The sequence below is a fragment of the Defluviicoccus vanus genome (assembly GCF_014672695.1).
GTDB lineage: Bacteria > Pseudomonadota > Alphaproteobacteria > Rhodospirillales > Defluviicoccaceae > Defluviicoccus > Defluviicoccus vanus.
In genome coordinates this window covers 4,112,522-4,135,209 of record NZ_CP053923.1, presented here as the reverse complement: position 1 = coordinate 4,135,209, position 22,688 = coordinate 4,112,522, and the positions used below count along the sequence as shown (strand labels likewise).

At 62.9% G+C, this 22,688-nt stretch carries 16 protein-coding genes; 5 read left to right on the top strand and 11 right to left on the bottom strand.

The features are described from left to right. Positions 1-1,390: 1,390 nt before the first annotated feature. The 5 genes from HQ394_RS18860 to HQ394_RS18840 form a co-directional block, all read right to left on the bottom strand. Positions 1,391-2,503 (bottom strand): DegT/DnrJ/EryC1/StrS family aminotransferase, encoded by a 1,113-nt coding sequence (locus tag HQ394_RS18860; RefSeq protein ID WP_190261479.1) that lies wholly within the window; start codon positions 2,501-2,503, stop codon positions 1,391-1,393. A gap of 107 nt (positions 2,504-2,610) precedes the next feature. After that, positions 2,611-5,013, bottom strand: a complete 2,403-nt coding sequence (locus HQ394_RS18855) for a glycosyltransferase family protein (protein ID WP_190261478.1) — start codon at positions 5,011-5,013, stop codon at positions 2,611-2,613. Between the two features lie 7 nt (positions 5,014-5,020). Then, positions 5,021-5,683, bottom strand: a complete 663-nt coding sequence (locus HQ394_RS18850; RefSeq protein ID WP_190261477.1) for an acetyltransferase — start codon at positions 5,681-5,683, stop codon at positions 5,021-5,023. Between the two features lie 3 nt (positions 5,684-5,686). Continuing rightward, positions 5,687-7,414, bottom strand: a complete 1,728-nt coding sequence (locus HQ394_RS18845) for a tetratricopeptide repeat protein (protein WP_190261476.1) — start codon at positions 7,412-7,414, stop codon at positions 5,687-5,689. Further along, the gene (locus tag HQ394_RS18840) at positions 7,411-8,775 is read right to left on the bottom strand and encodes a hypothetical protein (protein ID WP_190261475.1); all 1,365 of its coding nucleotides are present in this window, start codon (positions 8,773-8,775) and stop codon (positions 7,411-7,413) included. Before HQ394_RS18840 ends, HQ394_RS18845 begins: the two co-directional genes overlap by 4 nt. 498 nt (positions 8,776-9,273) lie before the next feature. Between HQ394_RS18840 and HQ394_RS18835 the strand changes: the two genes are divergently transcribed. Next, positions 9,274-10,365: an AI-2E family transporter gene (locus tag HQ394_RS18835; protein ID WP_190261474.1), complete on the top strand. Its 1,092-nt coding sequence runs from the start codon at positions 9,274-9,276 to the stop codon at positions 10,363-10,365. Between the two features lie 87 nt (positions 10,366-10,452). On the opposite strand, the gene HQ394_RS18830 is transcribed toward HQ394_RS18835, so the two are convergent. After that, positions 10,453-10,818, bottom strand: coding sequence for a hypothetical protein (locus HQ394_RS18830; protein WP_190261473.1), 366 nt, complete (start codon positions 10,816-10,818; stop codon positions 10,453-10,455). Between the two features lie 128 nt (positions 10,819-10,946). Between HQ394_RS18830 and HQ394_RS18825 the strand changes: the two genes are divergently transcribed. Both HQ394_RS18825 and HQ394_RS18820 read left to right on the top strand, forming a co-directional pair. Then, positions 10,947-11,225: a MoaD/ThiS family protein gene (locus HQ394_RS18825; RefSeq protein ID WP_223291734.1), complete on the top strand. Its 279-nt coding sequence runs from the start codon at positions 10,947-10,949 to the stop codon at positions 11,223-11,225. Continuing rightward, entirely contained in the window at positions 11,222-12,322 is a 1,101-nt protein-coding gene (locus HQ394_RS18820) for a WD40/YVTN/BNR-like repeat-containing protein (RefSeq protein WP_190261472.1), read from the top strand. Before HQ394_RS18825 ends, HQ394_RS18820 begins: the two co-directional genes overlap by 4 nt. 108 nt (positions 12,323-12,430) lie before the next feature. On the opposite strand, the gene HQ394_RS18815 is transcribed toward HQ394_RS18820, so the two are convergent. Further along, positions 12,431-13,327, bottom strand: coding sequence for a 2Fe-2S iron-sulfur cluster-binding protein (locus HQ394_RS18815; protein ID WP_190261471.1), 897 nt, complete (start codon positions 13,325-13,327; stop codon positions 12,431-12,433). A 277-nt stretch (positions 13,328-13,604) separates the two neighbouring features. Further along, positions 13,605-15,416, bottom strand: coding sequence for an ABC transporter ATP-binding protein/permease (locus HQ394_RS18810; protein WP_190261470.1), 1,812 nt, complete (start codon positions 15,414-15,416; stop codon positions 13,605-13,607). Between the two features lie 508 nt (positions 15,417-15,924). Here HQ394_RS18810 and HQ394_RS18805 point away from each other — a divergent pair. Beyond that, positions 15,925-17,058, top strand: a complete 1,134-nt coding sequence (locus HQ394_RS18805) for an NADH:flavin oxidoreductase/NADH oxidase (protein ID WP_223291733.1) — start codon at positions 15,925-15,927, stop codon at positions 17,056-17,058. A gap of 101 nt (positions 17,059-17,159) precedes the next feature. Continuing rightward, a complete protein-coding gene (locus tag HQ394_RS18800; RefSeq protein WP_190261468.1) occupies positions 17,160-17,801 on the top strand; it encodes a TetR/AcrR family transcriptional regulator in 642 nt (213 codons plus the stop codon). 31 nt (positions 17,802-17,832) lie between these two features. Here the strand turns inward: HQ394_RS18800 and HQ394_RS18795 are convergent, their stop codons facing one another. The 3 genes from HQ394_RS18795 to HQ394_RS21640 form a co-directional block, all read right to left on the bottom strand. Beyond that, positions 17,833-20,589: a sensor histidine kinase gene (locus HQ394_RS18795; protein ID WP_190261467.1), complete on the bottom strand. Its 2,757-nt coding sequence runs from the start codon at positions 20,587-20,589 to the stop codon at positions 17,833-17,835. Next, positions 20,586-20,867, bottom strand: a complete 282-nt coding sequence (locus HQ394_RS18790) for a hypothetical protein (RefSeq protein WP_190261466.1) — start codon at positions 20,865-20,867, stop codon at positions 20,586-20,588. The genes HQ394_RS18795 and HQ394_RS18790 overlap by 4 nt, the downstream gene beginning before the upstream one ends. A gap of 64 nt (positions 20,868-20,931) precedes the next feature. Then, the gene (locus HQ394_RS21640; protein WP_456151653.1) at positions 20,932-21,990 is read right to left on the bottom strand and encodes a 3'-5' exonuclease; all 1,059 of its coding nucleotides are present in this window, start codon (positions 21,988-21,990) and stop codon (positions 20,932-20,934) included. Positions 21,991-22,688: the final 698 nt, after the last annotated feature.

The following is a 22,688-nucleotide window of genomic DNA, read 5'->3' as shown; positions in this document are numbered from 1 at the left end:
CCTCCACCCCGTCGCGCGTGTCCGAGATCGGCACCTCGTCTAAGCCATCCAGCAGCAGAAGGACCTTGCCAGCGTGAAGGTGGGCGAGAAGGTTCTCGGGCGTCAATCGCTCCCCAAACATTCGGCGCGCCCACACCGCAAGCGCGTCCTCCAATTGTTGACGACTTCCGGCTTGGCGACCGCGGCCACAGTCGATGTCTCCATGGAAATCGTTCAGCCGAATCAAGAGCGGCAGTCTCTTACGCAGGCTCTCGGGAGTCGTCTCAGCAAACTCGTTTGGCGTCGGGATGCAATGCGAAAGCTCGTTGGTCGCAATGCTCTGCAGTACCGTCCAGCCGCAGAAGGTCGATTTGCCCGAACCAGCCGGAGCGGGGACGTAGAGCGACTCCTGATCGAGCAGCTTCAGCAGGGGAATTTGTTGGGTTAAGGTCCTAGCGGCTGTTGTATCGACGATCACGCGCCCGGACGCGTCTTCCGCTGAGTCAGGAGGAACATCCGATTTAGGAAATTGGCTCTCTACTTTAACCAACGCTGGCACGTACACATAGTTAAGCTTCAGTGCCAAAGCTTCATGCCGCTCTTGGCCGAGGAGACTAACATCGGCGTACTCACGGCGCAGCCATTCGATGTATTCGAGCGAGATTTTCGGCTGGGACGTGACGGCCGGGTCTTCAATGACAGGTGCCGGCCAACGCCGATGCATCAATTCGTCGAGGTGCTGCCGTAACTGCCCCCAAATTCGTCCAGTTTTGGATACTCGTTGACACCACCAGCCAATGATCCGTCGGCGTTGCGGAACCGGGCGAAGAACGACTTGACCAGTTTGTACTGCGCAAGCTTGTCGGCGTAGNTCATCGTCATCCAAGCCAACCTGGGGTGTTTGCGTCCGCCGGTAGACCAGCACCTCAGGCTTCGGCTCCCGGGTCGAGTTGATCGCGTCGAGGTACTCCCACTCCGTCCCCGAGAGGTAGCGCTCGCCGTCCGGCTTGTGGATCGTCTCCGGCAGCGGCGTGCCCATCCGCGCCCAGAGGATGACGATGACGATGTCGCAGAGGGATGGTGGCGGTAGGCCCTTATTGATCGACTCCTGCGGGGTCAAGTTCGCCAGCATCGGGATGCGGGCGGCGGGATCGTCCCAGGCGATCACCTCCAGCTTCAGGTGGCGAAAAGAGGGATGCTTCTGCAGCTCGCCCTCGATCAGCCCGCGGGCAATGTTCCGCTCCTCCGCCACATCGCTTGGCGAGGACAGAAAAATGCGGACGATTGGCGCACTGTCGCCGGCCGGTTTGGCCATGCGCGTTCCCCCATGCACGGGTCTTGTGCAGGAATTATTGCCGGGAGCGAGGCGAAAAATAAAGCAGGAGCGCCGCTGCCCGCCCGCCCTCGCTGCCTATTTCTCCGCGTAGTAGCGACGGATGACGTCGCAGATGGACGCCACCTCGTCTTCCTTCAGTTCCGGGTAGCTGGGCAGGGTGATACCGCGCCAGCCGAGATCTTCCGCCACCGGATGCTTCTGGTAGCGGCTCGCATACATCGGCATCGTATGCAGCGGATAGAACACGGGCCGGGTTTCGATCCCAACTTCGGCCAATTTGCAGCGCAGCGGATCTCTGTCTGCCACCGCCTCCACCAGGATGGAGACCATCCAATAGCTGTGGACGACGGGTCCCACCTCGCCATGCACCTGCACCGGTACGCCCTCAAGGGAGCGGGCATACCAGTGCGCAACGTTGCGCTTGCGCTGCAGGATATCGTCGGCACGCTCCAATTGCGCCAGACCGATCGCGGCGCAGATATTCGTCATCCGGTAGTTGTAGCCGACAATATCATGCCAGTATTCGCGATGCGCTGCCAGGCCCTGCCCTTTGAAATGGGTGGCCCGGTCATAGAGCGTCAGGTCGTTGGTGACCACTGCGCCGCCTTCGCCGGTGGTAATCGTCTTGTTGCCGAAGAAACTGTAGATACCAATGTCGCCGAAACTGCCCACGTGTGTGCCGTCGTAATAACTGCCGAAGGCTTCGGCGCAGTCCTCGATCAGGAACAGCCGGTGCTCTTTGGCGATCCTGACCAAGGCCGGCAGGTCGCAGGGATGGCCATAAAGGTGCACCGCCATGATCGCCCGCGTCCGCGGGGTGATGCGGCGCAGCACGTCCGCCGGATCCATCTGCCAGGTATCCGGGAGGGAATCGACGAAGACCGGCACCGCCCCGGTATAAGTTACAGCGTTGGCGCAGGCGATATAGGTCAACGTCGGCAGGATGACTTCGTCACCCGGCCCAAGCCCCAGTGCTACCAGGGCGAGGTGCAGTGCGACGGTGCCATTGCAGGTGCAGGTAGCGTAGGTGACGCCCACGCGCTCGGCAAAGGCAGTGNNCTCGAACAGCGGAATAAAGCGTCCCTTCGACGATATCCAGCTGCTGTCGAGACATTGATCCACATACGCGCGTTCATTGCCACGCAGATCCGGTTGATAGACTGGAATGCGGAACGGTTGCTTGCTCATCTGTTTCCCTCAAGAACGATCCGGCCCGCGGAGCTTCCCAGCGACCGTCCTCAACCAACGGCCAGGCCCGCGACAAGTATATTTTTATTTCAGTCGCAGTAGGCACTTCAACTATCAGCAAAGCCAATCGATATCAAGCCCCATGCGATTCGTCGCTGATCACTACTTGCCGGACCACCAGCCTTATAATCATAATTGGCTGAAATATTGATCTTGTTACTTATCTTCGTTCTGGTGTTAACGGTTGCACACTGTATTTTATAGTGATGCTCGCCAATCTGCAGCTTGACCGAGCCAATGACCTGGCCATTGATTGCCAACGTCAGTTCCGGATTGCTGATACCCGCATTCGCCACTTCCGATCTGACTAAAGCGTTGAGAACCAAGCGCTTCGACCACCGACCAAGGACCAGGCTCGCTTCCTTGCGCGCCCAGCGCAGCTTGGCATCGTCACCGTCCTTCGGATAGAAGCCATCGGTCAGGAAGGGGTGGCCATCGGCGGATCGCAGGTCGATAAGCCGTGGCACTTTGGGAACGGGCCGTAGGTCGTCGGGCAGCTGCAGCGGCTGGCGGTAGAGCTGCGCCTCGGCAACGCTGAACACGTCCGCATAGTCCTGCCGATCGACCACCGCCTGCGCAAGGCGCTGGCGATTGAGCAATCGTCCCCGCTCGCTGAGCGCGATGATCAGGTCGTCCATCAAGCTGTCGCCCCAGCACTGGCCAGCCAGCCCGTCGATCCCGCTGGCCCGGAGTTCGCCGCCGTTGTCACTGATGCTGACCACGGGGACACCGCAGCGCAGGGAGTCCTCTTGCAACTGCGCCGCATCGGTCGCCGACGCGGCCGCGTGGAGCAGGATCCGCAGGTCGGCAAGCAGATGCAGGCTGGTCCACACCACCGGTGGCGCCTCGCCGATCAAGACGACATCATGATGCAGGACAAGGGAATCGATCCAGTCATTGAGCCGCGCCAGCAACGCCTGCCCCAGCCGCGTCACATCAAGCAGGACCTTGAAGGAGCAGAACCGCTCGCGCAGCAAGCTGGTCAGGGCAGCGACCAGGCGCTGCAATGCCGCCTCGCTGACCGCGTCGTCGACGCTAACGAACAGACACGGGACAGACTCGAAGGGAAAGTCGTCCAGGTAGTTGCGGATCACCGGCGCCCGCGGTGCGGCAAGCGGCGGTGCCTCGCGCAAGTGCAGGCGGAGAATGGCGGCAGCCCGTTGCCGCCGCGTCAGTGGTCGCGCCGGCGATGACGTGGTGTCGCCGGCCAGCTTGTCGCTTTGCAGCAGATCGTCGATCAGTTCGGCGAAGAACGCCTTGACCCGGCCTTGGTCATCCACCGGCGAGTCGCTGCAGGCGCGCAGCCCCGCTGCGGTTGCCGTTTCCATGCTCTTCAGCGCCGCGGCGCTCGCCTCGATATCGAAGGCGGAGAAGAAACGCGTGTTGGTGCCGAACAATTCGGTGAAGTAGCGCATCTGTGGATAGTCTGCGCTCAGCGACGGCACCCCCAGTTGCGCCGCTTCGAAGCAGCTTGCGGTGCCATTATCATAAATGACGTTGTGCCACAGGAAACACGCACCTTTCAGAATAAACGCATACTTTTCCACCGGCAACGGACCGGGAAAATATAAGTTCGCCAGCAACTGCGGTGAGCGTGCGATCCTGTCCTGCAATGGCTGCGTATAGCCTGCATTCAGATTGCTCCCTCGTTTCGGGTCGAAATATTCTGATGCACAGCCGGTAATAACCACCGGCAGTGACCCGCTATACTTATTATAGTAAAGATCGAGCGCGTCCAGCGCCCGCTTATGGTTCTTGTGGGCAGTGTCATTGGTCGTCCACATGAAATACCGGCTGAAGGGAAGCTCCTCCGGCGAGGTCGGCAGACGCGAAAAATCTTCGATGGAAAACAGCGGCGCCAGCCGTGTCTTCGACCGTGGCACGCCGGCAAAGGCGATGTCGTCCTCCAGCGTCCGCGGTGTCGTGCTGAAGACCACATCCGCCTGCCGGCAAGACTCGATCATGTAAGCAATGTCTTCCCAGATCGGGTTGCGGGCGTGCGGAAAATATTCGGCCGCGTGCGGGACCACGTGCACGACCCAGTCGGCACAGAAAACCGCAAACGGCCGCAGGTGGGCGACGGCGCCACCGCCAGGACAGCCAAACAGGATCCACGCATCGCAGCTGAGATAATCGAAGCCGGCAAGGCTGTAGGGACGGATATACTTGATGCCGTTCACCTCGGCGGCCACCGTCCACTGCAGATCCACCAGCTGAAAGCGCGGCTGGCCGCTCAGTTGCGCGAACCGCCGTTCGCCGCCGTTGGCGAGATTCGCCCCGAGGACCACATCATAGGCGCCCGATTTGGCCGGCGTCAGGTCAAGCAGATAGCGGCAGAGCTGGATCGCCGTCCGCGCCATCCCGCTGTTGAGGGCATAGTTGCCGGGAAACAGGATGGCGACGCGTTGGCGGCGATTGGGTAACCACTTGACCATGAAAGCATCCAGCACTGCCGCATCATGCCGGCCGTGGCGCTCGCGGCCGCGCCGGCACCCCCATGGCGAGACAGTTGGCGGCAAGATCGCTCACCACCGCGGCCCCTGCACCCACCTGGGTATACGCCCCGATGCGTACACCCGGTTTCACCACAGCACCGATACCGACGCTGACGCAAGTATCGAGTGTGACATTTCCCGCGAGCGCCGCCCGCGGCGCCACGTGGACCCCCTCGCCCAGCCGGCAATCGTGCTCCACTGCGGCCAGCGTATTGATGATGGCGAAATCGCCGATCACCGCACAGGCGTTGATCACCGCCCCCGGCATCACCGCGACGCCCCGGCCAACCACCGCGGTGGGCGACACCACCGCCGCCGGGTGCAACACGCTGATGAGGGTGAAGCCCTGCTGCAGCAGCCGCTGCCCCAGCGCCAGCCGCAGCCGGTTGGCGCCGATGGCGACGAAGGCGTGGCGGACGCCCGCGGCAAACAGCCGCGGCAACTGGTCGTCGTCGCCAAGCACCGGCACACCGATCACCTCGGCAGCGGTCGCGGCGGCATCGGTGCAGCCGAGAATGTGATAGCCGCCGATGGCACGGATGATCTCGATCACCACCTTGGCATGGCCGCCGCCGCCGATGATGACGAGGGGGACGGGCGACGCCGGGTCTGGGGATGCTGCCAAGCCTCAGCCTCCCGCGGTGGCCGGGTCGGCCAGCCGGATCTGCTGCTGCAACGCCCGGACCCGGGCGACGCTCTCCGCCTGCTGCAACGTCGTGAACGCCGCCGCCGCCGCGTCGAGGACGGTAAGCGCCTCCTGCGGATGGCCCGCCTGCGCCAGAACCTGGGCAAACAGAAGACCGACGTGGCCGATGCCGTCGGCCCGGCCAAGCTGTTGATAGATCGCAAAGCTCTCGGCCAATTCATCGAAGATGATTTGCGCCTCGCCGGACTGCAGTCCACCCCGATCCAGACGGATACGAGCGCATCGATACCGAACGTTGGCGATGCTGTCGGCGTCTTGCATCGCCTCCGCCACCGGCAGCCTCTCTTCCAGGTGAATCCGCAGCGCCTCGTCCCGTTGCCCGCGCGCCTGCAGGATGTTGGCGATCTGACCCATCGTCACCGCGCGCGAGCGCACGTCGCCCAGCCGCTCGAAAGCCGGGAGAACGTCCTCGCGGAAAGTGCGCAGCGCCTCGTCCAGTTGCCCACGCGCCTGCAGGATGTCGGCGATCTTCCCCATCGTCACCGCGCGCGAGCGCACGTCGCCCAGACGCTCGTAGACCGGCAGTTGCTCGTCGGTGCGGATGCGCAGCGCCTCGTCCAGTTGCCCACGCGCCTGCAGGATGTCGGCGATCTTCCCCATCGTCACCGCGCGCGAGCGCACGTCGCCCAGACGCTCGAAAGCCGGGAGAACGTCCTCGCGGAAAGTGCGCAGCGCCTCGTCCAGTTGCCCACGCGCCTGCAGGATGTCGGCGATCTGACCCATCGTCACCGCGCGCGAGGGCACGTCGCCCAGGCGCTCGTAGACCGGCAGTTCCTCCTCGCGGCGGATGCGCAGCGCCTCGTCCAACTGGCCGCGAGCGGCAAGGATATCCGCAACCCTGCCGAGGGCGTGGGCGCGCAGAGCGTCGTCTCCCAGTTCCTCGGCAATGGATGCAGCTTGGCGAAAGAGGTTGAGGGCACGATCCCACTCGCCGCGAACGTACAAGGCATCCCCCAGGGCTATCAGTCTGCGTGCCCGGTAAGCCTTTGCTCTCGGTGACTGGTCGGCGGCGGCAGAGCTGAGCTCCTGAATCTCTTGTTCGAGCGCTCGCACCTCATCCGCGGTCAATGCTTCAGGGAAAGCATCAAGCGAAGGTTCGGAGACGCCGGGGACAGTTTTGGGCGCTGCTTCACCCTCGATCTGGAATGTCGCTGCCCGCCAGTGCCAGAGGTCGGGCGCCAGCCTCGCAAACAGCGAGGTTGCATACGGCGACAGCCAAAAGACCACCGGCGCGTGACAGACCAGAGGAAAACGGTCCCGCTGCAGATTGGCGGTTTCGAGCGCCTCGGTACCCACCGCTGGGCGGTCGGAGAGGAGCAAGTCGAGCCCAGTTACCATGATCGCCGCGCGGGCGTCGTCACCGTCCTGCACCTGGCCAAGGTGGTTGTGGAGCGCTTCGAGAAGGACGAACCGACTGCTGACCGAGCTCAGATCAAGCACGGAAATAACGATACCGCTCGCTTGCTGCGCATCGGCGAGGCGTCGAATGCTATAGTCGCGTAGTGTTCTGTCGTTATATGTCGCGAGATAGAGTTGAAAGCCGCGCGCATCAGCGATGGCAAGAGACAGGCGGCGGATCTCCCGCTCTATCTCATGCGAAATCGTTGCGGCCGGAAGCCTTTCATTCCATGCTTCGAGCGTCGTCGTCATTCCGCGTTGTCATTGAATGTGTCGATCCGTTGGACGATGGGGTGAACATCGTACCAACTCCGGTCGCCGTTGTATTCGAGCACGCTGCCATTCAGCAGCAACTCACTGAAAAATTCGCGTTGCTGTTTGACACTGGTCGCGTCCGTTTTCTGCTCTGGCGACTCCCAATCCGCCTTGGTTTGATGGATCTCACGCAAGAGCGGAAAATAGACATGGCGGGGGATCAGCAGCCGCTCGAAGTCAATACGCAGTTCCTTCACTGCCGCGTCAGCACTCGCTTGGTCGATCTGCGTCTTGCCGTCGGTACGCGCTTCCAACTGCGCGTAATTGATCAGCCGCAACAGATCGCGCACGCTGCCTCCGGACATCCTGGCGAGAAATGCGACGATATCGTTGGAGGTAAACACCGCGTCCACGTCTGCCCGCGCCGCAACCAGCCGGACGAGCGCGTCAATACCCGGCTGATAAGCTTCGTTGTCAAGATTGCTGATTTTGATCATCGGCATCGTGAACCGGTTTTCGAACACGGTGCCGATATTCCATGGCGCCAGGATCATCGCAATCGGCACGGTAAAAATAACGTGCGCGCGTAGTTGCTTCAGGAGATCGCCGTTCTGAAAGAACAGGCGGCGGCAGACTTCTTCCGGCAAACGATCGAGATTATCCTGAACGATCAGCAAGTCGGGTGCCTTATTCGCCTTTTCAAGCGCATTTTGCGCCTGATCAAGAAGGATATTGACTCTATCAACCAGTTCTCGGCCGTAATTTTGCAGCGTCTGCCGAATAACCTTGCGCTGTTCAATATTACCTTGGATGCGTGACTTGATACGGGCAAGCAGTCGCAGGCTCGCCACCCACCAGTCGGCCTTTGTCTGTCCTTTCAATTCCATTTCGGCGGCAATTTCCGCCTTCACCGTACTGGTATCTTCGAGCGTTTTCTCAGCAAACCATTCGACCGACTCCACATGCTGCTGTTTTAACGGATGTCTGTCGCTGGCAAACCGATCCACTACCGCATCGACCATCCACAGCAACAAATCGGTATAGTCGCAGTCACGGATCAGGTTTTCGTCGACAAATAGGTGCAGGCAGGTGAACCGGTCGCCGAGGTCATGCTCCAGGCGCAGCAGTTCGGTCGACTTTCCAGCGCCGCGGTGACCGGTGAACGCGATCTTTGCGTAGCGGTTGTCGCGCGCTCTGTGATCTTCGATGCACAGCCGCATCTTCTGCAGCTCGCGCGTGCCACGGCCGGCGGAAACGTCGGCGTAACGCGGATCGCCGCTCTTCAACGGCTCCTGCAGGGTCTGCGCCGAAATTTCCTGCAACGTCTGCGCGGGTCGCGGGTGGCCTTCCGCTGGCATTTCGCCCTCCCCAATGGACCGACTGTTCGACACGATCGCTGAACGGCCGCCGCGGACAGCAGGTGCGTGCCGGTAACGATGATGGCGGACGAGGGCTCTGCGGCGCAATCACCCTCCCCGTGCGGCTGACGGCCGATTGATGGCTTGACCGCATTCGCCGCCAGGATTATGTTCGCCATATGTTCGATCGGTTCGCCGCTGGGCGTTAACGTGTTTTGACGACAAATGAGAACATTTGACGACAAATGCCGACATTTTTGCCGGCCAACAGAATTAAATCATTTTATTACAACCAGTTAGCATCGTGTGAAGGGGTGGTGAACAACCCCCGAACCAGTCGCGAACAGCGGAAAATTGCCGTGTACACGCGCGTTTAGGTCTGTTCCACGGCGCGGCGCGGCCGCGCCGCCTCACCGGCATTGACGCGCCGCCGTCCGGTCGCCTAGGAACTCCGTACCGTAGCGGCATCCTGTGGCGCCGCCCCAACCGGCGGTTATCATGGACCCGACGCAAAGCCCACGCACCAGCTATATCGCCATCGCCCTGGCGGTGATCGTCGTTGTCATCCTGTGCAGCGTCGCCTTCGTCATCGCCCGGCCGTTCCTGGCGCCGCTGCTGTGGGGACTGATCCTCGCCGTCGCCACCTGGTCGGGCTTCACTTGGTTCCGCCGACGCCTCGGCGGCCGCAATACACTGGCGGCAGCGCTGATGACGGTGTTGCTCGCCCTCGTCCTCCTCGGCCCGCTGGCGCTGATCGGCGCGGTGATGACGGAAAATGTCGTCGTTCTCGGCGACCGGCTTCGCGCCGCCATCCAGGACGGCCTGACGCCGCCTGATTTCCTCGCCCACATCCCGTTGATCGGCGACAGCCTCAGCGAGCGCTGGCAGGCGTTGGTCGCCGATGGCGAACTCTCCGACGAAGCGCGCCAGTTGCTGCGCGCCGCCGTTCAATGGCTGCTGAAGATCGCCGCGGCGTTGGGCAGCGGCATTGCCCAGCTGGCACTCAGCATCTTCTGCACCTTCTTCTTCTATCGCGACGGCGAGGCAGCGCTGCGGCGGCTGACCGACCTTGCCGCCCACATCGCCGGTGACCGGGGCAGGCATCTGCTCACCGTCGCCTACGGCACGCTGAAGGGCGTCGTCTATGGCGTCATCGGCGCGGCGCTGGCGCAGGCGTCGCTGGCAGTGTTCGGCTACTGGCTGGCGGGGGTACCCGCCCCCTTTCTCCTCGGCCTTGCCACCGGCTTCTTCGGCATCATCCCCGGCGGCCCGGCGATCGTCTGGCTACCGGTCGCCTTCTGGACGTTCCGCTCCGGTGACACCGCCTGGGGCATCTTCATCGTCATCTGGAGTGCCACCATCGTCAGCAACATCGATAACGTCATCCGGCCGCTGTTCGTCTCCCGCGGCAGTGCCCTGCCGCTGCTGCTGGTGTTGATCGGCATTCTCGGCGGCGCCATCGCCTTCGGACTCATCGGCATCTTTCTCGGCCCCACCATCCTCGCCGTTCTCTACGCCCTGATGCGGGAGTGGAGTCCGGGCGAATATCGCCGCCAGCCTGCCGAGGCAAACCCAACGGCAACTACTTGAGCGTGATCACCATCGCATCGCCGCCAAGGCTGAGCATCAGCCCCGCGCGCCGCGCGTCCAGATGAATGATGACGCCCTCGGGGTTGTTCAGCCACATCTCCCCGTACTCGCCGTCCCGGCGACGGCACCGTAGCGCACCTGACTGTAGGCGCCGGGAAAGGCGTCGATGTTTTTTAGCCGATAGACTTCGCCCGTCGCCTCAATGGTCGACGCACCGATGCCGCCGATGCCGAGGCCGCCGACGTAGAAGGGGTAGGACTTGCCACGAAAGTACAGCGTCCCCTCGCCGCCCTGGCCGCTGCCGATGAAAGCCGCCGTTGCCGCTTGCAGGCTGATCGTCGCCGTCGGTTTTTCGTCTGGTGTCAGGCTGACCGAAGACAGCGAATCGTCATCGCTAAATACCCGGCATCCCGCGAGCAGCAGCAGGCAGAGCGCAACCATTAGCCGTTTCATGCGTTTTCATCCTCATCCGAATATTCATCCCAAGGCAGTTCATTATAATCCTTCGCGTTAAAGGTTATAGTGATTGCTGCGGTGTTGCGACGACGCACGCGGCAGCCCCCATCCACAGGAGAGGGCGTATGATGGCAAAGGTCTTCTTTACCCCCAACATCCAGCGCCACGTCGCCTGTCCGGAAGCCGTGGCTGCCGGCGCAACGGTACGTGAGGTGCTGGAGCGCATCTTTGCCGCCAATCCACGCGCCCGCGGTTATGTCCTCGACGATCAGTCGGCGCTGCGCAAACACATGACCGTTTTCGTCGACGGCAACGCGATCCGCGACCGCGTCGATCTTGCTGATGCGGTCAGCGAGGATAGCACCATCTACGTCTTCCAGGCCTTGTCGGGAGGGGCGTCATGAGCGAGCGGCTGCTCGTTGCGACCCGCAAGGGCCTGTTCACCGTCGCCCGCACAGCGCGGCAATGGGAGATCGCCGGTGTCGACTTCCTAGGCGACAACGTGACGCTGACGCTGAGCGACCGCCGCGATGGCCGGGACTATGCCGCCCTTGATCACGGTCATTTCGGCGTCAAGCTGCATCGCTCGACCGGATCGGGCTGGCAGGAGATCGCCGTTCCCGCCTATCCGCCCAAGCCGGAGGGCTATGAGGAAGCGGACATGTGGGGCCGCCCGCTACCGTGGAACACTGTGCGCATCTGGGCGCTTGCTGCTGGCGGCAACCAGGAGCCGGGCGTGCTGTGGTGCGGCACTATCCCCGGCGGCCTCTTTCACTCGACCGATCACGGCGACAGCTGGGCGCTGGTGGATAGCCTGTGGCAGCATCCGAAACGTCGGCAGTGGATGGGCGGTGGTGCTGACCTTCCCGGCATTCATTCCATCTGCGTCGATCCGCGTGAGCCGCAACGGCTGTGGATCGCGGTCTCCACCGGCGGCATCTGGTTCACCGATGACGCCGGCGCCAGCTGGTCGCAGCGAGGCGAAGGCATGCGTGCCGATCACGTACCACCAGAGTTGACCCACGATCCGATTGCGCAGGACGTCCATTGCCTGGTCCAGTGCCCGAGTGCGCCGGAACGGATGTGGGTGCAACACCACAACGGCATCTTCGTTTCCTCCGACGAGGGGCGAACATTTAGCGAAATCACCGACGTCGAACCATCGGTGTTCGGCTTCCCGGTGGTCGTCCATCCAAGCGATCCTGAGACCGCCTGGTTCGTTCCCGGAGTGAAGGACGAGAAGCGCATTCCCTGCGACGGCCGGCTGGTGGTTACCCGCACCCGCGACGGTGGCCGCAGCTTCGACGTCCTGCGCGATGGCCTGCCACAGACCCACGCTTACGATGTGGTCTATCGCCATGCGCTGGCGATAGACGCCACCGGCGAGCAGCTTGCTTTCGGCTCTACCACGGGCGGGCTGTGGATCAGCGAAAACCAGGGCGACAACTGGTCCTGCGTCAGTCACACCTTGCCGCCGGTTTACTGTGTCCGCTTCGCCTGAGCCACGCCTGGACGACCGGCTGGCACATCTGGCGGCGGCACGGTCATGCCTGACGCCGCGTGGCCGACGGGGTTACCGTCGGCCGCCCGGCCCGCACCGCTGAACCGTTCAAACGGCCAGCGATTTCAGATAGGTCTCCTCACCCTCGATCCAGCGCTCGAGGATGGCGACGTGCTCGGACTCTTCCTTGACGAACTCCTTCGCCATCGCCTTGATCTCCTTGTCGTTGGTCGTCTCGGCGACATGGTGATAGAATTCGAAGCCGCGGCGTTCGCCATCAAGAGCCGCCTTCAATGCATCGCGCTTCGACATTGCCGGATCGCCAGCCCAAAGTCCGGTGACTTCCGGTGTTTCGAAGTGCGGCCACATGAAGTCTTCCGGGGTGAATTGCGCGGTCTCCAAGTCTGCGGCGCGCTGCTTGGCTTCCTCCCAGTGCAGACGGGAGTAGCCGGCAAGCTGACGGAACAGCTTTCCGACCTCGTCGTTCTTGCACGCCTCCATCGCATCCGCCAGTTCGTCGAAGTGGAGTGCCGCCTCTTCCTCCACCTTGATCGCGTAAGCGAGGAACATCTCGACACTCTTCATCCGCACCCCGCCGGTGAAGGTGTGGGCGGAGACACTCATCGCTGGCTTTTTCGCCGGTAGTACCTGGTCGCCTTCGAAGGAGACGAGAATGTCCTCGTGGCGAATGATGTACTGACAGGCGAGGCGATGCGGCGGCGGCATGTCATTGACTTCCGCATTCTCAATTTCCGCGGGCGTGATCTTGCCCAATTGGCGGAGGACCTCCTTTTCCTTTTCCGTCACCGTCAGGCTCATCGGTCCATTTTCACCCTGGTACTGGACCTGCACCAGGCACGAGCCGCACTCGCCATCGCCGCAGTCGAAGGGAATCGGCACTTTGTGTGCCTTGGCGAGGGACAGCAGGGTGCCGCGCTCGCCGGCGACGCCGTAAACGGTGATGTCTTTCGCCATCACCGGGGATCGAAAGGTAATATTGGCCATGAACTGGTTCTCCCTGGTTATGATCGCTTGAGGCGGCGACGCGAGCGCACACGCCGCCGCCCTGGATGAGGTCCGGGGTGCGCGTCGGCAGTCGGTGAGCCAAGTCGGCCCCGCTAGGCCATATATTTGCAATGGGTATGCCAGCGCCGAAGCGGGCAGAAAATCGCCTGATATCAGACAGTTAAACTACAGGCGACGACAGTGCCCTGTCGCCAGGGCAACAGTCGCGGCGACAACCGCCAGACGGCGGTGTCGCGAATCGGACAAAACGGAACGATTAAATGGCGGCAGCCTCCTCCGCACCATCGATCGCCTCGACGCGCACGCTGCCGGCGGCGGGATCGATGAGAAGCCGACGACTGTGAAAGCGGGCGAGACCCGGTTTGTGGGCGATGCCGACCAGCGTCGCCGCCGGCAGCCGCTCCTTCAGCAGCTGGTACAGATCAGCCTCGGTCGCCGCATCGAGCGCCGACGTCGCCTCGTCGAGAAACAGCCAATCCGGCCGATAGAGAAGCGCCCGAGCGAAAGCGATCCGCTGCTGCCCTGGTGACAGCGCCATCGCCCAGTTGCCGGCCTCGTCGAGCCGCTCCCCCAGGTGGGGCAGCCGGCAGAGGGCCAGGACCTCGGCAACCGCTGCGTCCGTTGCCAAGTCGAGCGCCCCCGGGTAGCACAGCACCTCGCGCAGGCTGCCCAAGGGCAGATAGGGACGCTGCGGCAGGAACAGAACGCGGGCGCCCTCCGGCAGGCTGATCCGGCCGCGGCCGAAGGGCCAAATGCCGGCGAGCACCCGGAACAGCGTCGTCTTGCCGCTACCGGACGGCCCCTGCACCAGGACGCTTTCACCGGCGCGGATCGTCAGATTTACGTCACGCAACAGGACCCGTCCGTCGGGCAGCGCCACGTCCACGTCGTTGAGCCGCAGTAAGTCAGCCGCGGCGTCGTTCTCGAAGGCGTGCTCACTGGCGGCAGCGCGCTTCGTCGCCGCCATCGTCTCACCAAAGCCGGTGAGCCGGTCGATCGTCGCCTTCCAGTCAGCCAGCGTGGTGAAGGTGTCAACGAACCAGGACAGCGCCCCCTGCACCCGACCAAAGGCGCCGGCGGTCTGGGTCAGCACACCCAGCGGAATTGCGCCGGCGAAGTAGCGCGGCGAGGCAACCACCAGTGGGAAGACGTCTGCCGCCTGACCATAGAAGGCGGTGAACCACGTCAGGCGTTTGTTGTAACGCATGTAGTCCCACCAGACCTTGTAGATCCGTTCGAAGGCGCCGCCGATGGTCCGCTCCTCGTCCTTTTCGCCGTTGTAGAGGGCGATGCTCTCGGCGTTTTCGCGCACGCGCACCATCCGGTAGCGGAAGTCGGCATTGTAGCGCTGCAGGTCGAAGTTCACCCGCACCAGCGGCCGGCCGATCTTGTAGGTGAGCCACGACCCCACCGCCGCATAGACGATTGCCACCCACATCATGTAGCCCGGCACCTCGATGCCACCCATGATCGGCACGGTGATGCTGCCGGAGAGATTCCACAGGACAATGGTGAAGGTGACCAGCGTCAGCACCTCCGAAATCAGGCCGAGAACGATGGCCAGCGTCTGCTGGGTGAAATTGTCGCAGTCCTCCTGGATCCGCTGCTCCGGGTTGTCGGTGCCGTGGCTGGTCAATTCCATCCGGTAGTAGGTTCGCTCCCGCAGCCACTCGCCCACGTACACGCCCGTAAGCCAGCGTCGCCAGCGNATCTGCAGCATCTGGCGAAACCAGAGCCGGTAGACGGCGATAAGGATGAATGCGGTAGCGATGATGACGAAGTAGCGCAGTTCGGCCCAGAACGCCTCGACGTTCTTCTCCTGCAGCGCATTGAAGAAACGGGCGTTCCAGTCGTTGGCGAGCTTCAGGATCCAGACAAAGATGACGTTCAGAAAGATCACCAGCGCCAAGATCCCGCGCGCCAGCCAGCGCTCCGGCAGCCGCACAGTGCGGCCGAAAAGCGGGAATTCCGCCGTGCCCTCGGCCCACCAATAGGGCGCCGCCAGCCGCCACAGCTTGCCGAGAAACTGCGGCGTTGCGCTCAACCGCTTCAGGAAATCTTGGCCCATGCCCCTGCCTTTACCAGCGCGCCGGCGCCGGCACCCGTGCCGGCCCGCCCGCGATCAGATCGCCACCCGCCTCCCCGGACCAGCCCAGCAAAGACCGGCGCCAAGGCGAAGCCCGCTCTTGTACCGCCACGGGCCCGGGGATGCCACCTCCGCGGTCGCGGCGATCTCCGGCGTCACGCAGCCGTGAGCCGGCGGCACGGAGCGCCCGACGCCCGAGGCGTAACGATAAATGGCGGAGATGAGAATGGGGCGGGCAGCGTGCTGCCGCCGCGCCGACCCACGACCGGGCGGTGTCCGGCCGTGGGCACGGCGTCGAGCTGATCAGCTCATGGCGCGGTCGAATACTTCGCCACGAAGGCGTCGCCCAAGCAGCGATTGGTGGCGCACAGCGGTCTGTCAGGGTGCAGCAGGTCTTGACGCGGCGATAACCGCTGCGCACATGCCACTCGCAGCCATCCCTGCGCACCGTGCCACCCAGGCCGTTCGGTGCCCATCCTGATTAAGTGCTGTGTCATGCCGTTGTCAGCGAAGGAGACGTCTCTTGTCGGTGCTGTTTACGCCCCTTTCGGTCGGGGGCATGACATTAACCAATCGGATCGTCATCGCCCCCATGTGCCAGTACTCGGCGGTAGACGGTTGCATGACCGACTGGCACCTGATCCATCTCGGTCAGCTGGCACTGTCCGGGGCGGCGCTGCTGACAATCGAGGCGACGGCGGTGGTGCCGGAGGGGCGGATCACCTACGCCGACGTTGGTCTATGGTCGGATGAAAACGAGGCGGCAATGCGCCGTGTCCTCGAAAGCGTGCGGCGCTGGTCAGATATGCCGATCGGCATCCAGCTCGCCCACGCTGGCCGCAAGGCATCGACGGACCTGCCGTGGCAAGGCGGCGCGCAAATCCCACCCGACGCGGTGAACGGCTGGCAGACGCAAGCGCCATCGGCAATCGCCTNNTACGCACCAGGGGAAGACGCCCCGCAGGCGCTCGATCGCCACGGCTTAAACCGTATCCGCGAGGCATTCGTCGCCGCCGCCCGGCGAGCGGTGCGGCTGGGGTTGCAGTTCATCCAGATCCATGCTGCCCACGGCTACCTGCTGCATCAATTTCTGTCACCGCTGTCGAACCAGCGCGACGACGCCTACGGCGGCAGCCTGGAAAACCGCATGCGCCTTCTCCTCGAGGTCTTCGATGCGGTCCGCGCCGCGACCCCCGCCACGGTACCGGTATCGGTCCGCGTCTCCGGCACCGACTGGGTGCCCGGCGGCTGGGACGTGGAGCAAAGCATAGCCGTGACCGAGGCACTGGAAGCCCGCGGTTGCGCCGCGATCCACGTGTCGAGCGGCGGCCTCAGCCCCGAGCAAAAGATTCCACTCGGGCCGAGCTACCAGGTGCCGCTGGCCCGCGCTGTGAAGGCTAAAACGACAATGCCGGTGGTGGCGGTGGGTCTCATTACCGAATTCGAGCAGGCCGAGGCGATCGTCGGCACCGGCGATGCCGATCTGGTGGCCCTCGCCCGCGCCATGCTCTACAACCCGCGCTGGCCCTGGCATGCCGCCGCCCATCTCGGCGCACGGGTCAAGGCTCCGCCGCAATACCTGCGTTCGCAGCCGCATCAATACCGCGACCTGTTCAGTATCTGACGCGCGCATCCCGCCGCTCTACGACGCAAGACGAGGCCGGCGCCGCTGCTTCCGGCTTGCTGCCGTTGGCGCTATCTTCGCCGCCAGGGAGAGCCTGCCGAATGACCGATGCCGCCCGCAGCGGCCGCCAGGAAGCGGTGAGCGAACTGAAGCGCGCCTTGATCGTCGCGGCAGCGAGGCGCGTCTTCGAAGCGGACGGATTGGAAGGTGCCAGCGTGCGGGCGATTGCCAGGGAAGCCGGCTATACTGCCGGGGCAATCTACTTCCATTTCGCCAACAAGGAGGCGATCTACGCCCAGGTGCTGGAGGAATCGCTCGACCGGCTGGTCGCCGCAGTCGACAGGGCAGTCAGCCTTGCCGGCGACGATGCGGCACGGCAATTGCCGGCGGCGGCGCTTGCCTTCTTTGACTTTTATGCCGAGAACCCCCGCGACCTTGATCTGGGATTCTATCTCTTCCGCGGTGGCGTCCGCCCGCGGGGCCTGTCGCGCGACCTCGATGCACGGCTGAATGCGCGATTGACCGCAAGCTTGGCACCGATCGGCACCGCCGCCCGGGCGCTCGGCGCCGATGCGACGGCGGCAACGGCACTGATCGCCGACGCCTTCGCCCACGCCGCCGGCCTCCTCCTCCTCGAACACTCCGGGCGTATCCGTCTCTTCGCCAGCAGCAGTCGCAAGTTGATGGCTGATTACATCGCCACCGTCATTGCCCGGCTCGTCGTCAATAGCAGGACCGACTGAGCGAGCCCTTCCTCGCTTCGATGCGGCACGCTCACGCCTTGGCGAAGGGCACGGTAAAGAAAAACGTCGCTCCGTGGCCGGGCCGGCTGCGAACCCAGATGCGGCCGCCCAGATGCTCAACGATGCCGCGACAGATCGCGAGCCCCAGGCCTGAGCCCATTGGGTTGCCGGTCTGGCCGCTGCGCACTTGGTGAAACTTCTCGAAGATCGCCTCCTGCTCGTTCAACGGAATGCCAGGACCGTTATCCGCAACGCTGACCGTCACCTCATGGTCGGCGATCCTCAGGCCCACCTCCACCCTGCCCACGTCCGGCGGACAGAACTTCTGCGCGTTCGACAACAGGTTGATGGTGAGCTGGATCAATTGATCACGGTCGCCGCGGATGGCCGGCACCAGCTCCGGCAGCTGCACCTCAAGGGCGATCCGCCGTTCGTCGAATAGCTGGTGCAAGGCGGTGACCGCGTGGTCGATCACTTCGCGCAGATCGACGTCGGTCATCTGCCACTTCATCCGCCCTGTCTCGATCTTGGTCAGGTCCAAAACCTGGTTGATCAGGCGGGTCAACCGTTCGCTCTCGCGAATGATAATGGTGAGGAAGTGTTGCCGCTCGCCGATGTCAAGATCGGGCGAGTCATGCAGAATTTCGGAGAAGGAGCGGATGGAGGTCAAGGGTGTGCGAAGTTCATGGGTCACGGTCGAAAGGAAGTCGTCCTTCATCCGGTCGAGATCGGTTAGTCTAGCGTTCACTGCCTTGAGTTCTGCTGTCGCCCGCTCCAGTTCGTGCGACTTCTGTTCCAGCTGGCGACTATACTCCAGAACCTGCGAGGTTTCGTCGAGGATCTGCATGATCTCTTCGGCGCCGAACCCCTGGCCCTTGAACGTGCTTGCCACCATCACCCGTGCCGAGGCGGCACCAATGACACCGGCAAGCCGCCGCTCGACGAACTGCACCAAGTCGCCATCGGCGCGCATGTTGGCATCGAGCAGCATCCGCCGCTGCTGAGCGTACTCGGTAAACACCTCGTCCGTGCGCTCGCGGCCGAGAAAGCGCTCGGCCAGGGTGCGCAAGGCTCCCACCTGTACCGTTTCCTGCAGGTAACCGGCGGCGACGTTAGGACGCTGCTGGCGGAAGACCTCGACGAACAAGGTCGCCTGAATGCGTTCGATCGTCGCCTGCCGGTCGAACAGCGAGACCATCACCAGCGCGCCCACATTAGCGAACAGGCTCCAAAACAGCGAATGCGGAACCGGATCAAAGCCGCTGAGCCCGAAGAGCGCATAGGGCATCAACAGCTCCCAGCCAAATGGTCCGTGGTCGACGAAGCTGTGCGGGAGCCAGCCGGAAAGCGCAAACGACGGCAAGAGGAGCGTGTAGGTCCAGATGACAAAGCCAAGACTGATCCCGGCAAGGGCAGCGCGACGGGTAGCATGCTTCCAATAAATGCCGGCAAGCACGGCGGGGGCAAACTGTGCGGCGGCGGCGAAGGCGACCAGGCCGATCGACGCCAGTGCATAAGATTCACCGATCAATCTGAAGTAGAAGTAGCCGATGCCAAGAATGATAACGATGGCACCGCGACGTATATTCAACAGCAATTTCGATAAATCTCGCCGTTCCCCCAGATGCAGCCAGGCACACTTGAACAGAATGGGCATCACCAGATCATTGCAGATCATCGTCGACAGCGCGATCGTCTCGACAATCACCATTCCGGTGGCGGCCGATAATCCACCGAGGAAGGCGAGGACGGCGATCTCCTCCTGGTGCGCTGCCATCGGCAACGCCAGGACGAAGGTGTCCGGGGATACGGCCGGGCCACCGGCGGCCCCCGTCGGCAAGACAAGCATCCCCGCCAGCGCAATCGGCAGTACGAACAGGTTAATCAACAGCAAATAAAGCGGAAACAGCCAGATCGCCTTGTTGAGGTGCTGCTCATCGGTGTTTTCGACGACGGTGACCTGAAACTGTCGCGGCAGGCCGATCACGGCCAGGAACGCCAGCAGCACCAGCGGCATCCAGTCCCGGCCAGCCGACTCCATCGTCATCAGCGAAGAGATGTCCGGCCTGGCCAGCGCCTGGCCGAACAGATCGCCGAAACCGTCGAACATGCCGAAGGTAACGAACAAGCCGACGGCAAGAAAAGCCACCAGTTTAACAACGGATTCGAAAGCGATCGCCGCCACCATCCCCTGATGATGTTCGGTCGCATCGATATGGCGGGTGCCAAAGAGGATCGAAAACAGCGCCATCAGCCCGGTCACCCACAGCGCCGTGTCGCCGACCACGGCAGGCGCCGCCACCGCGGGCGGTGTCAGATCGGGGTATTTGACCAGATAGTCGAAGCTTGTCGCCACAGCCTTCAACTGCAGCGAGATATAAGGCATGATCCCGACGACAGCGATGATCGTCACCAAGCCTCCCAGCAGGTGACTCTTGCCGTAGCGCGAGGAGATGAAGTCGGCGATCGAGGTGATCCGGTGCAGCTTGGAGATGCGGATGATCTTGCGCAGCACCAGCCACCCCAGGGCGAACATGAGGGTAGGACCGAGGTAGATCGGCAGGAAGCCGAACCCTGATTCCACCGCCCGACCGACGCTGCCGTAGAAGGTCCAGGCGGTGCAATAAACCGCGATCGACAGGGCATATATGGTCGGATTGGCGACCAGGCTTCGCCCGGCGCGGGCGCGCTTGTCGCCATAATAGGCGATCGCAAAAAGCAGACTGACGTAACAGAGCGCAACGGCAATGATGATCCAGCTGGGGAGATGGGCAACGGTGCCGCTCATTCGTTGTCCCCGTGCGGGCCGATGGTGGATGCGGTCCTTTGGCTGGCGACGCCGGCGCGGCGGCTCACCAGCGCCATGAGCGCGATCAACACCGCCCAGGAAACGAACAGATAGAAATAGAGAAGAGGAACGCCGAACACGAAGGCAGGAACAGTGCTGGCCGCGCCATCGAGATGCTGCGGCCCATCGAAGATATCGAGCAGCAGCGGACTGAACAGGACCAGTCCGAGACAGAACACTGCGAGAAAAGCTTCGTTGACCCGATTGTCCTCTTCCATCGCTGTCTCTCCTTGCCGGTTCACCGCCGATACGTCCTCGTCAACGCCTGCAGCCGCCAGCAGATTACAGGGCCTCCTGCCGCCTGCGGATCTCGACCATCTTCTCCGATACGGCGAGCGCTTCGTCGAGGGTGACGACTCCCCGTGCCGCCAGGAGGTTGATCATTTTAATGAATATGCCGGCGACGACCAGCGTGTCGCCGAGGGCGGTGTGACGCCCTTGCACCGGAACGCCGAAACGATCCGCCACCGCATCGAGACCGTGTTGATGCGTGTGATCATGCAGGTAGGCTGACAGCAGCAGGGTGTCGAGCACTGGCCCGGTGAAGGCAATTCCGCTCTCGGCTTCCTTCTGCTGCAGAAACTTCATATCGAAGGCGGCGTTATGGGCAACAAGGACGCCATCGCCAACGAAGGCGCGAAACTGCGGCAGCACGACGGCGATCGGCGGCTTGTCGGCGATCATCGCCTCGGTGATGCCGTGAAAACGGATCGACTCCTGCNNTGGTATCGGTCGCTTCGGATCGACCAGCCGCTCAAAGCTTTCCCCGGTCAGGATGCGTCCATTGACGATGCGGACGCCAGCGATAGAGACGATCTCATCCCCCTGCAGCGGTTTGAGACCGGTGGTTTCCGTGTCGAAGGCAACGTAGTTCAGCGACGTCAGCGGCAGACTGCCACGGGCGTCCGCGATTGCCGGCCGGTGCAGCAGATCCCGGTGCAGCAGATCGAAGTCATAAAACTCGGGACGCTGCGGCAACTCGGCGCGCCGCGTCCGCGGCTTGCGGTTAGCTGGCGTCAGAGGTAGCCGCAGCTGCGCCCGATCGGCATCGTACGCCAGGCTCCAAACGTCGGTGCGGTGCCGCTGCAGAATTTCCTCAAGGCTGAGCCCACCCAACGCGTCATCGACAGTGTCGGCAAGCCAGTGGCCGAGTTCGTGCGTCGGCACCACCTTGCCGTTCCAAATGACATCGATGTAGACGTGCGAATCGCCGGCGGTAGCCTCCACTTCAAAGCTCCCTGCGCCGATGTAGCCGCCCACCCGGACAATCAGCCGATCGAGCAATTCCAACAGCGAATAGGAGTCGCCGCGCAGCCAAGCCGGCAGCCCGACGATTGTCATGCTGATATCGCGCTGTTCGCGTAATCGCCGCTCCAGGCTATGCAACAGGTTCGGCGAATAAATATCGGACATTGGCCAATGCCCCGTGACCAAATCCCGATATTGCGACGCCAACTGCTCAACGTGCGATGACAGCTGATAGCTCTCCTGCAGCACCACGCGTTTGAAACCATCTTGTTCATCGAGTGCCATCGCCGCACCACTGGACAGAATTTCCGCCGCCGCCCGCAGGTTGGCCATGGGTGCGCGCAACCCTTCGGTCGCATCGCGCAGAAGCCGGTCGCGGCGGCCGATGGTCGCCAGATCGTCGGTGCGATCCTCGAAGGAGAGGACATAGCCGGACGCTTTGCCTTCGGCATCAAGGATCAGGCCGATACGGCCCTGCAGCATGTGCCGGCCATCGGTGGTGGCAACGACAAAGGGGGCAGTCAACCGATCGGCATGACCGCGGTAGTCGCCATCGCTGAGCCGGCGCGTCAATCCGCCGAGCGCGTGCTCGATCGGCTGGCGGGTCATGAAGCGGAACATGGAGCGGTCAAGCCCGATATCCCCGCCGATATGCAGGAGTGCCAACGCACGGGCGTTGTAGAGCAGGATGCGATGATCGAGAGAGCAGACGATCACCCCCTCGTGCAGGTCGCGAAGCACCGTCGCCAGCTGGTTCTTCTGCGTCTCCACCTTTGTCGTCGCCGCGGCAA